The organism is Cellulomonas sp. NEAU-ZC6 (assembly GCF_056844425.1).
Genome location: NZ_JBXFYH010000001.1, coordinates 78,096 through 91,207 on the forward strand (window position 1 = coordinate 78,096; position 13,112 = coordinate 91,207).

The 13,112-nt window shown below is 75.0% G+C and carries 10 protein-coding genes; 8 read left to right on the forward strand and 2 right to left on the reverse strand.

All coding sequences use genetic code 11. The annotated features are described in order from the left end of the window. Nucleotides 1-70: 70 nt before the first annotated feature. From AC1050_RS00360 to AC1050_RS00375, 4 genes are read left to right on the forward strand one after another with little or no spacing between them, the layout of a single operon-like run. Nucleotides 71-1,024, forward strand: a complete 954-nt coding sequence (locus AC1050_RS00360) for a carbohydrate ABC transporter permease (RefSeq protein ID WP_482385402.1) — start codon at nt 71-73, stop codon at nt 1,022-1,024. Further along, the gene (locus AC1050_RS00365; protein ID WP_482385403.1) at nt 1,021-1,965 is read left to right on the forward strand and encodes a carbohydrate ABC transporter permease; all 945 of its coding nucleotides are present in this window, start codon (nt 1,021-1,023) and stop codon (nt 1,963-1,965) included. Before AC1050_RS00360 ends, AC1050_RS00365 begins: the two co-directional genes overlap by 4 nt. Next, nucleotides 1,962-4,067 (forward strand): beta-galactosidase, encoded by a 2,106-nt coding sequence (locus AC1050_RS00370; RefSeq protein WP_482385404.1) that lies wholly within the window; start codon nt 1,962-1,964, stop codon nt 4,065-4,067. The genes AC1050_RS00365 and AC1050_RS00370 overlap by 4 nt, the downstream gene beginning before the upstream one ends. A gap of 9 nt (nt 4,068-4,076) precedes the next feature. Then, complete coding sequence (locus AC1050_RS00375) at nt 4,077-6,119, forward strand: beta-galactosidase (RefSeq protein ID WP_482385405.1); 2,043 nt, start codon at nt 4,077-4,079, stop codon at nt 6,117-6,119. 18 nt (nt 6,120-6,137) lie between these two features. Here the strand turns inward: AC1050_RS00375 and AC1050_RS00380 are convergent, their stop codons facing one another. Beyond that, a complete protein-coding gene (locus AC1050_RS00380; RefSeq protein ID WP_482385406.1) occupies nt 6,138-6,365 on the reverse strand; it encodes a DUF3072 domain-containing protein in 228 nt (75 codons plus the stop codon). A 129-nt stretch (nt 6,366-6,494) separates the two neighbouring features. On the opposite strand from AC1050_RS00380, the gene AC1050_RS00385 reads away from it, so the two are divergent. Further along, on the forward strand, nt 6,495-8,240 hold the full coding sequence (locus tag AC1050_RS00385; RefSeq protein WP_482385407.1) for a BCCT family transporter: 1,746 nt from the start codon (nt 6,495-6,497) through the stop codon (nt 8,238-8,240). A 94-nt stretch (nt 8,241-8,334) separates the two neighbouring features. Next, a complete protein-coding gene (locus AC1050_RS00390; protein ID WP_482385408.1) occupies nt 8,335-9,783 on the forward strand; it encodes an amino acid permease in 1,449 nt (482 codons plus the stop codon). 7 nt (nt 9,784-9,790) lie between these two features. Here the strand turns inward: AC1050_RS00390 and AC1050_RS00395 are convergent, their stop codons facing one another. Beyond that, entirely contained in the window at nt 9,791-10,450 is a 660-nt protein-coding gene (locus tag AC1050_RS00395; RefSeq protein ID WP_482385409.1) for a LysE/ArgO family amino acid transporter, read from the reverse strand. Nucleotides 10,451-10,539: 89 nt separating this feature from the next. Between AC1050_RS00395 and AC1050_RS00400 the strand changes: the two genes are divergently transcribed. Both AC1050_RS00400 and AC1050_RS00405 read left to right on the forward strand, forming a co-directional pair. Further along, nucleotides 10,540-11,964, forward strand: a complete 1,425-nt coding sequence (locus tag AC1050_RS00400) for an outer membrane protein assembly factor BamB family protein (RefSeq protein WP_482385410.1) — start codon at nt 10,540-10,542, stop codon at nt 11,962-11,964. 266 nt (nt 11,965-12,230) lie between these two features. Further along, nucleotides 12,231-13,112 (forward strand): LysR family transcriptional regulator ArgP, encoded by an 882-nt coding sequence (locus tag AC1050_RS00405; protein WP_482385411.1) that lies wholly within the window; start codon nt 12,231-12,233, stop codon nt 13,110-13,112.

The window sequence follows — 13,112 nt, forward strand, 5'->3', positions numbered from 1 at the left end:
CGGGCGGGCGCGCACGCCGCGACGACGCGGCGCGCGCCCCGCCCGCCCCCACCGGACAGGAGGCGGACCCATGTCCACCAGCACCACCACCGCGCCCCCGGGCGCCGCCCGACCGCCGGCCCCGGCCGCGTCGGGCCACCGCAAGTCCCTCCGGCGGCCGGAGATGCGCGCCGCCTACCTCTTCGTGGCGCCGTTCTTCGTGATCTTCCTGGCGATGATCGTCACGCCGCTCGTCTACTCCGGGTACCTGTCGTTCTTCCGGGAGCAGCTGATCGGCGGCAACGCCTTCGTCGGCCTGGAGAACTACGTCGAGGCGCTGCAGGACCAGGCGTTCATCTCCGGCGTGCTGCGCATGGTCCGGTTCTTCTTCCTGCAGGTGCCGCTGATGCTGGCGCTCGCGGTGCTGTTCGCGCTGGTCCTGGACTCGGGGCGGCTCCGGCTGCAGCGGTTCGTCAGGCTGAGCATCTTCGTGCCGTACGCGGTGCCCAGCGTGATCGCGGCGCTCATGTGGGGCTACCTGTACGGGCCGGACTTCGGGCCGTTCACCCAGGCCGCCGACGCCCTCGGGCTGCCCGCGCCGCAGTTCCTCACCGCGCAGTGGATGCTGCCGTCGATCGCGAACATCGTGACCTGGGGCTTCGTCGGCTACAACATGATCATCCTGTACGCCGCGCTGCGCTCCATCCCGACGGAGCAGTACGAGGCGGCCCGGATCGACGGCGCCGGCGAGGCCCGGATCGCGTGGTCGATCAAGCTGCCCGCGATCCGCCCGGCCCTGCTGCTGACGCTGATCTTCTCGGTCATCGGGTCGTTCCAGCTGTTCAACGAGCCGATGCTGCTGAGCAACCTGGCGCCGAACGTCATCGGCTCGTCGTACACGCCGAACATCTACGCCTACAACCTGGCCTTCGTGAACCAGGAGATCAACTACGCCGCGGCGATCGCGTTCCTGCTCGGGTTCGTGATCATGATCGTGTCCTACGTGGTGCAGCTGAGCTCGCAGCGACGGGAGCGCCGCTCATGACCTCCCAGCCCCTGGCCGCCCGGCCCGCCGCCGGAGCCGACGTCGTCGGTCCGCCGGCCTCGCCCGCGGAGGCCCGCAGGAAGCGGCGTCCCGTCGGCGGGCGCCCGAGCACCGTGATCACGGTGGCGATGCTCGTGTGCGTCGCGTACTTCCTGCTGCCGCTGGCGTGGATCGCCATCGCCTCCACCAAGTCGAACGCCGACCTGTTCTCGAGCTTCGGGCTCTGGTTCGCGGACGACTTCAACCTGCTGGGCAACCTGCAGGACGTCTTCACCTTCCAGAACGGCATCTACGCCACCTGGCTGCGCAACAGCATCGTGTACGCGGTGGTGAGCGGGTTCGGCGCCGCGGTCCTCGCGACGATGGCGGGGTACGCGTTCGCCAAGCTGCACTTCCCGGGTGGGAACCTGCTGTTCTCGGTGATCCTCGGCGCCATCATGATCCCGACGACGGCGCTGGCGATCCCGACCTACCTGCTGTTCGCCAAGGCGCAGATCACGGACACCCCGTGGGCCGTGATCCTGCCGTCGCTGGTCAGCCCGTTCGGCGTCTACCTGATGCGGGTCTACGCCGACGGCGCCGTCGACCACACGCTGCTCGAGGCGGCGCGGGTGGACGGGGCGGGGGAGGGCCGGATCTTCGGCCGGGTCGTGCTGCGGCTGCTCGCGCCGGGGTTCGTCACCGTGCTGCTGTTCCAGCTGGTGGCGACCTGGAACAACTACTTCCTGCCGCTGATCATGCTGAACAGCGCCGAGTACTTCCCGCTGACCGTGGGGCTGGCCCAGTGGCAGGCGACCTCGCAGTCGGGCTCGGGGTCCCAGGCCCTGTTCTCGATGGTCATCACCGGGTCGATGGTGTCGATCATCCCGCTGATCATCGCGTTCCTGTTCCTGCAGCGGTACTGGCAGTCGGGGCTGACGGCGGGCGGGGTGAAGCAGTGACGCCGCCGCTGCCGCGCCCCGTGCTGTTCGGGGCGGCGTACTACCACGAGTACCAGCCGAGCCCGCGGCTGGACGAGGACCTCGACCTGATGGCCGCGGCCGGGTTCACCGTGATCCGGGTGGGCGAGTCCGTCTGGTCGACCTGGGAGCCGGAGGACGGCCGCCTGGAGCTCGACTGGCTGCAGCCGGTCCTCGACGGCGCGCACCGGCGCGGGATCGGTGTCGTGCTCGGCACCCCGACGTACGCCGTGCCGCCGTGGCTGGCCCGGAAGTACCCGGAGATCGCCGGCGAGCGCCGCACCGGGCAGCGGATCGGCTGGGGCGCGCGGCAGGAGGTCGACCTCACGCACCCCGCGTTCCGGTTCCACGCCGAGCGCGTGATCCGCGCGGTCGTCGGCCGGTACGCCGGCCACCCCGGGGTGATCGGCTTCCAGGTCGACAACGAACCCGGCCTCGAGCTGCTGCACAACCACGGCGTGTTCCAGTCGTTCGTCGACGACCTGCGGCACACCTACGGCGACGTCGCGACGCTGAACCGGGAGTGGGGGCTGACGTACTGGTCGCACCGGCTGTCGACCTGGGCGGACCTGTGGACCCCGGACAACAACTCGGCACCCCAGTACGACCTCGCCTGGCGGCGGTTCCAGGCCCGCCTGGTGGGCGAGTTCATCGCCTGGCAGGCGGGGATCGTGCGCGAGTACGCCCGGGACGACCAGCTCGTGACGACCTGCCTCGCGTACGCGCGGCCCGCCGTGGACGACCCGGACGTGACGGCCCCGCTCGACGTGACCGCGGGGAACCCGTACTACGCCATGCAGGACGCCCTGGCGCTGCCGGCCACCACGTCCGCCCCGCAGGGCTGGGCGACGTCCGGCGTGTGGAGCGTGCTGCACAGCGCCGACCGGATGTACTCCTCGAAGCAGGCGCCGTTCCTGGTCACCGAGACGAACGCCGCGTCGATCGCCGGGTCCTCGACCAACTACCCGGCCTACGACGGCCAGTGGCGCCAGGTGGCCTGGGCGATGGTCGCCCGGGGCGCCCGGATGATCGAGTACTGGCACTGGCACACGCTGCACGTCGGTGCCGAGACGTACTGGGGCGGGGTGCTGCCACACGACCAGCAGCCCGGCCGGGTCTACGACCAGCTCGCCGCGCTCGGGGCGGAGCTGGCGTCGGCCGGCCCCGCCGTGGCCGGGCTGACCCCGGACGCCCAGGTGGGCCTCGTCTACTCGAACGCCTCGAAGTGGGCGCTCGCGTTCCAGCCGTCGCTCGCGGTCGGCACCGAGCCCGACCCCCGGTCCTACGAGCACATGGTCGAGGCGTTCGCCCGCGGGGCGTTCGACGCCGGCGTCGGGGTGCGGGTGCTGCACGACGTGCAGCTGCTCGGGGCCGGCGGGGCGGGGATCGACCCGGTGGCGCTCGCGGCCGACCTGCCGGTGCTGCTCGTCCCCGCGCTGTACGTGGCGTCGGACGCGCTGCTGGACCTGCTCCGCGCCTACGCCGAGGCGGGCGGGCACCTGGTGCTCGGCCCGCGCACGGGCTACGCGGACGAGGAGGCTCGCGCGCGCCTGGACCGCAAACCGGCGCGGCTGGCCGCGGCGGCGGGCGCCGGCTACCAGGAGATCAGCAACCTCGGCGGTCCGGTCCCGGTGCGGGACGCGGGCGCGGGCCTCGGGCTGCCGCCCGGCGCGCACGCGACCGGCTGGGTCGACGGGCTGGTCGCGGACGGGGCGGAGGTGCTGGCGGCCTACGAGCACCCGCACCACGGGCGCTGGGCGGCGGTCACGTCGGCGCGGCACGGGGCGGGCCGGGTGACGACGATCGGCACCGTGCCGGACGAGGTGTTCGCCCGGGCGCTGCTCACCTGGCTGGTGCCGGCGTCCGACGACCCCTGGCGGGCGGCGGCCGCGCAGCCGGTGACGGTGCTGTCCGCCACGTCGGGAACCGGGGCGCGGCTCCGGTTCGTGCACGCCTGGTCGTGGGAACCGACGGCGCTCACGGCCCCGGTGGCCGTGACCGACGTCCTGACCGGCGCCCGCCTCGACGCGGGCGCCGCCATCGAGCTCGCCGCCTGGGACGTCCGCGTCCTGGTCGAGGACTGAGGAGGACGCATGCAGCGCTGGATCCGCTGGCCGCAGGCCACGCTCGACCGCACCGGTCGCCGTGGCCCGGACGGCCCGATCGCCTTCGGGGGCGACTACAACCCGGAGCAGTGGCCGGAGGAGGTGTGGCACGAGGACGTCGCGCTGATGCGCGAGGCCGGGGTCAACCTGGTCACGGTCGGCGTGTTCTCCTGGGCCCGGCTGCAACCGACGCCGGACACCTGGGACTTCGCCTGGCTCGACCGGGTGCTCGACCTGCTGCACGAGCACGGCGTCGCCGTGGACCTCGCCACCGCGACGGCGTCGCCGCCCGCCTGGCTGACCTCGGCGCACCCGGAGATCCTGCCGGTGGACCGGGAGGGGCACGTGCTCGACCAGGGTGGCCGGCAGGCGTGGTCGCCCAGCGCGGAGGTCTACCGCGAGCACTCCCTGCGCCTCGTCGAGCGGATGGCCGAGCGGTACGGCGCTCACCCGGCGCTGGCGCTGTGGCACGTCTCGAACGAGCTCGGCTGCCACAACGGGCGCAGCTACGGCGAGCTGGACGCGCACGGGTTCCGGGAGTGGCTCCGGGCGCGGTACGGCGGCCTCGACGCCCTGAACGCGGCCTGGGGCACCGACTTCTGGAGCCAGCGGTACGGCAGCTGGGACGAGATCCGGCCACCGCGGGTCGCGCCGTCGTTCACCAACCCGACGCAGCAGCTCGACTTCGCCCGGTTCAGCTCCGACGCCCTGCGCGAGCAGCTGCGGGCCGAGACGGCCGTGCTGCGCCGGTACACCCCGGACGTGCCCGTCACCACCAACTTCATGGTGATGAGCCACTTCTCGGACGTGGACTACGCGACCTGGACGGGGGACCTCGACCTGGTGTCGAACGACTACTACCTGCAGGCGGCCGACCCCGACGCCCGCGTGGACCTGGCGTTCTCCGCGGACCACGTCCGGGGCCTGGCCGGCGGAGCCCCGTGGCTGCTGATGGAGTCCTCGACGAGCGCGGTCAGCTGGCAGCCGGTGAACGCCGCCAAGCCCGTGCACCAGCTGCGTCGCGACAGCGTCGCGCAGGTGGCCCGTGGCGCCGACGGCGTGCTGTTCTTCCAGTGGCGGGCCGCCCGCGCCGGCGCGGAGAAGTACCACTCCGCGATGCTGCCGCACGCCGGCACGGACTCCGGGCTGTGGCAGGCGGTCGTCGGGCTCGGCGCGGACCTGCACCGGCTCGCGGAGGTCACCGGGTCCACCGTGACGTCACCGGTGGCGCTCGTGCTCGACTACGAGACCTGGTGGGCGGCCGAGCTCGACGCCCACCCCAGCGCGCTGCTGCGCTACCGGCAGTCCGCCGAGCGGTGGTACCGCGCGTTCTGGGAGACGAACACCGGGGTGGACGTCGTGCCGCGCGGGACGGACCTGTCGGGCTACCGCGCCGTGGTCGCCCCGATGCTGCACCTGGTCACGGACGCGGACGTCGAGGCTCTGGAGCAGGCGGCGGCGTCGGGGGCCGAGGTGCTGCTGACCTACTTCTCCGGGACGGTCGACGAGCACGACCACATCCGGCTCGGCGGGTACCCGGGCGCGTTCACCGACCTGCTGGGCGTGCGGGCGGACGAGCTCCGGCCGCTGCTCGCGGGGCAGGAGGTCCGGCTCGAGGGCACGCTCGCGGACGGGTCCGCCGGGACGCTCTGGTCGGAGCCCGTCGCGGCCTGGGACGCCGAGGTCCTGGCGCGGTACGCCGACGGACCCTCCGCCGGGCACGCGGCGATCACCCGGGCCGCTCGCGGCGAGGGCGGTGCCTGGTACGTCAGCACCGAGCTCGACGCCGCGGGCGTCCGGGCGGTCGTCGGTGCGCTCTGCGAGGCGGCCGGCGTGACGGCCCCGGTGGCGGCGTCCGCGGGGGTGGAGGTCGTGGTCCGGCACGCGGCGGACGTGGAGTACGTCTTCGCGATGAACCACACCGGCGCGGACGGCACCGTCGAGTCCGGGGGCACCGACCTGCTGACCGGCCACGACCACGCCTCGCCGGCGGTGGTCCCGGCGCACGGGGTCGTGGTGCTGCGGCGCTAGGCCGGGTGCCCCGGCGCCTCAGGCCCCGCGACCGGTGTCGGCCTGCAGGCGGTCGATCATCTCCGAGGCCTGCGCCTTGGTGAGTCCCTCGGGGACCTCCTCGCCGGCCTCGCGGGCGAGCGTGTGCAGGTACGAGTCCTGCGGGCCGGTGATCGGCTCGTCGCCGGTCACCCAGTCGGCGGGGTCCTTGGCGGCGCCGGTGCCGGCGCCGTCGTCGGGGCTGCGGTCGGGCGTGGTGTCGGTCATGCGGCTCACGGTAGGTCGGCGCCGGGCCCGTCGCACGGCGGGTGGGTGGCGCCCGTGTGGTCCGGGTGCCGGGCGCGTGCCACGCTGGGGCGTTGCCCGACCGCCCGTGATCGTCCCCCCGAGGTGCCTGTGACGACCCCGACCACCGCCCCTGCCGACCGGTCCACGACCGACCCCGGCACCGCCCGACGGGGCCCCTGGGGCACCTCGCCGGTGGTGTTCTGGGGCTCGGCCGTCGTGGTCCTCGCCGTCGCCGGGCTGACGATCGCGTTCCCCGCCGCCGCCGGCGAGGTGATCGCGCGGCTGCAGTCCGACGTGATCAGCGCGTTCGGCTGGTACTACGTGCTGATCGTCGCCGGGTTCGTCGCGTTCGCGATCTGGCTCGGCGTGGGCCGGTGGGGCGACATCACGCTGGGCCGGGACGACGACGTGCCGGAGTACCGGCTCGGCACCTGGTTCGGGATGCTGTTCGCGACCGGGATGGGCATCGGGCTGGTCTTCTGGGGGGTCGCGGAGCCGCTGACCCACTACGCGGACCCGAAGCCCGGCGTCTCGGGCACGCCCGAGCAGCTCGCCCAGACCGCGATGACGCAGACGTACCTGCACTGGGGCCTGAGCGCGTGGGCGATCTACGCGGTGGTCGGCATCGCCCTGGCGTATGCGGTGCATCGCAGGGGGCGGCCGGTGTCGATCCGCTGGGCCCTCGAGCCCCTGCTCGGCGACCGCGTCCGGGGCCGGGTCGGGGACGCCGTGGACATCACCGCCGTCGTGGGCACGATCTTCGGCGTCGCCACCTCGCTCGGCCTGGGGGTGCTGCAGATCACCGCCGGGCTCGACCACATCGGCATCGCGGAGAGCTCGGTGGCGCTGCAGGTCGTGCTGATCGTCGTGATCACGGCCCTGGCCACGCTGTCGGTCGTGTCCGGGCTGGACCGCGGGCTCAAGTGGCTGTCCAACATCAACGTGTCGTTCGCCGGGGTGCTGCTCCTCGCCGTGCTGCTGCTCGGCCCGACCCTGTTCCTGCTGCGGGAGTTCGTCCAGTCCCTCGGCGCGTACCTCGCCGGCGTGATCCCGCTGATGTTCAACGTCTCGGCGTACGCGGGGGCGGAGGGCGAGGCCTGGCAGGCGTCGTGGACCACGTTCTACTGGGGCTGGTGGATCTCCTGGTCGCCGTTCGTCGGGGTGTTCATCGCCCGCATCTCCCGCGGCCGCACGGTGCGGGAGTTCGTGGGCGGGGTGCTGCTGGTGCCGACGGTCGTCTGCTTCTTGTGGTTCTCGGTGCTCGGCGGGACGGCCCTGCACCGCCAGCTGTTCGGCAGCGGCGGGCTGGTCGGCCCCGGCGGCGTGGTCGTGCCGGAGAACGCCCTGTTCGACGTCCTGGCGGGACTGCCCGGCGGCACGGCGCTGTCGGTGGGCGCGATCATCCTGATCGCGCTGTTCTTCATCACCTCCGCGGACTCGGGCGCCCTGGTCGTGGCGATGCTCTCCGCCGGCGGGGACCCCGCACCCCGCACGCCGCTGCGGATCGTGTGGTCCACGCTGGGCGGCGTGCTCGCGATCGCGCTGCTGCTGGCGGGCGGGCTCTCCGCGCTGCAGACGGCGGCCGTCCTCATCGCGCTGCCGTTCAGCGTGGTCATCATCGGCATGGTGGTCTCGACGGCCAAGGCGCTGCACGCCGAGCACACCGCGGTGCTGCGCGCCGAGCGCCGCCGGGCCCGGGAGGCGCTGACGGCGCACGTGTCGGCGCAGCTGGCGGCCGAGGTCGGGCAGCACGTCGACGCGCACCTCGACCAGCGCGATGCCGACGGGTCGCCGGGCGGCAGCGGTGGCACACCCGCCCCGGCGCACCACCGCCACCGCCGGCGCCGGGGTTGAGCCCGGCGGCGACGGGTACGGTGGGCCGCTGCGCCCGGTCCCCGTGGGGGACCGGGCGGTCGACCGCCCGCCAGCACCGGAGCACCACCGCACCATGACGTCCGTCCCGCCGCCCACGCCCACGTCCCGCCCGGCCGCACCCGCCGGCGCACCGCCGGCCGCACCGCCGGCAGCGCCCGCAGAGCACCTCGGCCACGGCCTGCGGACCCGGCACCTGACGATGATGGGGCTCGGCTCCGCCATCGGCGCCGGCCTGTTCCTGGGCAGCGGTGTGGGAATCGCGACCGCGGGGCCGGCGGTGCTCGTGTCCTACGCGATCGCCGGCGTGCTGGTCGTCCTGATCATGCGGATGCTGGCGGAGATGGCGTCGGCGATGCCCGCCACCGGCTCGTTCTCCGTGTACGCCGAGGCGGCGCTCGGCCGGTGGGCGGGGTTCACGCTCGGCTGGGTCTACTGGTTCACGCTCATCATGGTGCTGGGCGCCGAGATCACCGGGGTCGCGCAGATCGTCACGGGCTGGCTGCCCGGCGTGCCGCAGTGGGGCGTCGCGCTGGTGGTCGTCGCGCTGTTCGCGGTGGTGAACCTGGCCGGCGTGCGGCGGTTCGGCGAGCTGGAGTTCTGGTTCGCGCTGGTCAAGGTCGTCGCGATCGTGGGCTTCCTGGTGCTCGGCACGCTGCTGGTGCTGGGCCTGCTCCCGGGGACGGACCCGGTCGGGACCACGAACCTGCTGGGCCACGGCGGCTTCGCGCCGGCCGGGGTCGGGGGAGTGGCGGCCGGGCTGCTGGTCGTGGTCTTCGCGTTCGGCGGCATCGAGATCGTCACGATCGCCGCCGCCGAGGCGCGCGACCCGCAGCGCGCCGTCGGCCGGGCGACGCGGACGATCGTCTGGCGCATCCTGCTGTTCTACGTCGGCTCCGTGGCGCTGATGGTGCTGGTCCTGCCCTGGGACGCCCCGGCGCTGCAGGAGAGCCCGTTCGTGGCGGTGCTCGACGTCGCCGGGCTTCCGGGCACGGCGCGGCTGATGGAGGTCGTCGTCGTGGTGGCGCTGCTGTCGGCGTTCAACGCGAACGTGTACGCGACGTCCCGGATGGCGTACTCGCTGGCCCGCCGCGGCGACGGGCCCGCCGTGCTGCACCGGGTCTCCCGGCGGGACGTGCCGTGGGTGGCGGTGCTGGTGTCGGTGGCGTTCGGCCTGGTCGCCGTCGTGCTCAACCGGGTGCTGCCGGACACGCTGCTGGGCATCCTGCTCAACGCCGTCGGTGCCGCGCTGCTGGTCGTGTGGGTGCTGGTCGCGGTCGCGCAGCTGCGTCTGCGGCCGCGCCTGGTCGCGGAGGCGCGGGCGCGCGGCGAGGAGCTGCCGCTGCGGATGTGGGGCTACCCGTGGCTGACCTGGGCGACGCTGGTCGCGCTGGCCGGGCTGGTGGTCCTCATGCTGGCGGACGGCGCGGCCCGGGGGCAGCTGCTGGCGACCGCCGGGCTGGTCGCCGTGGTGGTGGGGATCTACGGCGTCACCGCGCTGGTCCGGCGGCGGCGGGCGGCCTGACCCCGGGTCACAGCCCGCGCAGCAGGCTCACCGCGATCAGCACCATCACCACCGCGATCACGCCGTCCAGCACCCGCCAGGCGCCCGGGCGCGCGAACAGCGGCCGCAGCAGGCGCGCGCCGTACCCGAGCGCGGCGAACCAGACCAGGCTGCCGACCACGGCCCCGGCGCCGAACCACCAGCGGCCGTCGCCGTGCGTGCCCGCCACGGAGCCCAGCAGCACGACCGTGTCCAGGTACACGTGCGGGTTGAGCCAGGTCAGCGCCAGGCAGGTCGCGACCACGGGCCACACCCGGGTGGGGGTGGCGTCGTCCTCGGCCGTCAGCACCGCGCCCGGGCGCAGGGCGCGCCGGGCCGCGACGGCGGCGTACCCGAGCAGGAACGCGGCACCGCCGATCCGCGCGACCGTGAGCACGACGGGCGCCCGGTCGACGAGCGCACCGAGCCCGGCCACCCCCGCCGTGATCAGCAGGGCGTCCGACAGCGCGCACACCGCGACGACCGGCAGCACGTGCGCACGTCGGAGCCCGACCCGCAGCACGAAGGCGTTCTGGGCGCCGATGGCGACGATGAGCGACAGGCCGAAGGCGAGGCCGGTGAGCGCGGACAGCAGGGCGGGAGGCACGCGTCGACGGTAGGGGCGCGACGTCGCATCAGTCCAACGCATCGTCGTGATGCTCCATCAGTTCGACTGATGGTGACGCCGCCCCGGTGCCCGGTCGCGCGCGGTGAGGCCGGGCGACCTACCGTGCTGCCATGGGCGCCGACCGGATGGCGGAGGTCGAGCTCGTCGAGCCGGCCGGCGACGGCGTCCCCGACGAGGCCGCCGACCGCGCGTCGCGGGTCCGGGCGCAGCACGTCCTGCGCCGGTGGTGGCCCGTCCCGGTCGCCGCGCTGGCCGCGCTGGCCGCCTGGCAGGGGCTGGACGGCTCGTCGGACGAGGTCGCGGCCGAGCGCCTGCGTGCCACGGCGGGCGTCATCGGCACGACCGTCACCGCGCCGCTCGAGACGACCCCGTGGGGCGGCGAGGCGGCGGCGGACGTCCTCGCCGACCCGTTCCGGTCACCCGACGGGCTCCGCGTCGGTGCGGTGGACCCGGAGCGGGGCGCGGCCGCCGACCTGGTGGGCCTGGATCCCGCGACCGGTGCCGAGGTGTGGCGGCGCACCCTCGCGCCGGCGCCGCCGCCGGGCGGGTACGTGCTGGTCCCGGACTGCAGCAGCGGCGAGGACCCGGCCCGGGTGCTGTGGTGCGTCGTCGCCGACGGCAGCGCGCCCGGTGCGCCCGGTGCGGTGCCGACCCGGCTGCTGCGCGTGGACCTGGCGGACCGGACCGTCGGGCGGGCCGAGGAGCTGGCGCCCGGTTCGGCGGCGGTCGCCGTCGGCAGCGCCCTGGTGGTCGCGACGAGCGGGCCGGAGGACGTGGAGCTGGTTGCCACCGACGCCGTCAGCGGCGAGCTGCGGTGGCGCGCCGCGGTCCCGGACCCCCTGGGCGGCTCGGGCGGCCGTCCGGGGCCCGTGCTCTCCGTGTCCGGCGGGCACCTGCTGGTCGGGGGTCTGACCCGTACCTGGGCGCTCGACCCCGGGACCGGAGCCGTCGAGGCGAGCGGTCCGGTGCTGCTGGTCGTGCGCGGGGACCGGCTGGCCGAGGTGCTGGGCAGCAGCCGCACCCGGCTGCGCGGCGAGGACGGCACCGGGACCGCGGAGGCGCAGGGCCAGGCGCTGCAGCTGGCGCCCGACGACGGCAGCGCGCCCGACCTGCTGCTGGTGCGCGTGCTCGACGGGACGCCGCTCGGCCTGCTGCGGGCCGTCGACGCCGGGACGGGCGAGGTGGTCTGGGAGCACACCGGGAGCGGCAGCGTCGCGACGAACCACCTGCTGCTGGACGGCGTGCTGTACGGCAGCACCAGCCGCGAGGTGTGGGCGGTCGACGTCGAGACCGGGGCCGACGTCTGGTCCACCCCGGGCGAGCCCGGCGACGCGGGCCGGCTGCTGACCGACGGCCGTGCGCTGCTGCGCACGGAGCGGGTGGCCGGCACGGGGCAGCGGGTGCTGGCGGCGTACGACCTGGGCGACGGCCGGCGCGCCTGGGCGACCCCGCTGCCCGCGGGCGTCGACCAGGTCTGGACCCAGGACGGCGTCCTCTACGGCCGCACCGACGACGGCGTCGTCCTCCTCGGGTGACCCGGCCGCGGCCGCTCGCGCCCGTCGCCCCCGTCGTCCGCGTCGTCCGCGTCGCCCGCGTCGTCCGCGTCGCCCCGTTCGCCCGTCACGCCCCCACGTCGCCGAGGTAGAGCCTGCGCGCCGAGGTAGGGCCTCCGGGTGCTCTACCTCGGCGCGGACGCCCTACCTCGGCGCGGACGCCCTACCTCGGCGCGGGTGCCGGTCGGCGCGCGCACGGGAGGGGGAGGGGGGACGGGGCAGGGCACGGGGTCGGTACAGTCCGGGCCATGGCCGAGGTCGACCTCCCGCAGCTCCGCGCCCTGCTCGCCGTCGTCGACGAGGGGTCCTTCGAGGCCGCCGCGGACGCGCTGCACCTGACGCAGTCGGCGGTGAGCCAGCGGATCCGCGCGCTGGAGACCGCGGTGGGCCAGGTGCTCGTCCGGCGGACGCGGCCCGCGGGCGTGACGGCGCCGGGGGCGGTGTACCTGCGGCTGGCGCGGCAGGTGCTCGGGCTGGCGGACGAGGCGCGCGCCGAGGTGACGCCGGGCGGCGAGGGCCGGGTGGTGCTGCCGATCGCGGTGAACTCGGACTCGCTCGGCGCGTGGGTGCTGCCCGCGCTGGCCCCGCTGGCGGACCAGCTGGTGCTGGACCTGCACCGCGAGGACCAGGACCACTCGGCGGACCTGCTGCGCGACGGCACGGTGGTGGCGGCGATCACGACCGCCGCCACCCCGGTGCAGGGCTGCACGTCGCACCGGCTCGGCGTGCTGCGGTACCGGCCGATGATCGCCGCCGACCGCGCGGCGGAGCGGTTCCCGGACGGCCCGACCCCCGCGGCGCTGGCCGCCGCCCCGGTGGTGGTGTTCGACCGCAAGGACGACCTGCAGGACCGGTACCTGCGCGGCCGCGGGGCCGACCCGGCGCTGCCGCCGCGGCACCACGTCCCGGCGTCGGCGGACTTCGTGCTGGCGGTCCGGCTCGGGCTCGGCTGGGGGATGCTGCCGGAGGCCGACGCCCGCGCGGGCGAGCGCGACGGCTCGCTGGTCGACGTCGACCCGGGCCGGTACGTGGACGTCACGCTGCACTGGCAGCAGTGGACCGTCCGCACGGCCGCCCTCGAGCGCGTCGGCGAGGCGGTGCGCGCAGCCGCTGCCGCGTACCTGCGCTGA

What these genes read in the sequence shown, in the direction of transcription:
- AC1050_RS00360 (WP_482385402.1), top strand. Translation starts at nt 71, where the DNA reads ATGTCCACCAGCACCACCACCGCGCCCCCGGGCGCCGCCCGACCGCCG.
- AC1050_RS00365 (WP_482385403.1), top strand. Translation starts at nt 1,021, where the DNA reads ATGACCTCCCAGCCCCTGGCCGCCCGGCCCGCCGCCGGAGCCGACGTC.
- AC1050_RS00375 (WP_482385405.1), top strand. Translation starts at nt 4,077, where the DNA reads ATGCAGCGCTGGATCCGCTGGCCGCAGGCCACGCTCGACCGCACCGGT.
- AC1050_RS00380 (WP_482385406.1), bottom strand. Translation starts at nt 6,365, where the DNA reads ATGACCGACACCACGCCCGACCGCAGCCCCGACGACGGCGCCGGCACC.
- AC1050_RS00390 (WP_482385408.1), top strand. Translation starts at nt 8,335, where the DNA reads ATGACGTCCGTCCCGCCGCCCACGCCCACGTCCCGCCCGGCCGCACCC.
- AC1050_RS00395 (WP_482385409.1), bottom strand. Translation starts at nt 10,450, where the DNA reads ATGCGTTGGACTGATGCGACGTCGCGCCCCTACCGTCGACGCGTGCCT.
- AC1050_RS00400 (WP_482385410.1), top strand. Translation starts at nt 10,540, where the DNA reads ATGGGCGCCGACCGGATGGCGGAGGTCGAGCTCGTCGAGCCGGCCGGC.
- AC1050_RS00405 (WP_482385411.1), top strand. Translation starts at nt 12,231, where the DNA reads ATGGCCGAGGTCGACCTCCCGCAGCTCCGCGCCCTGCTCGCCGTCGTC.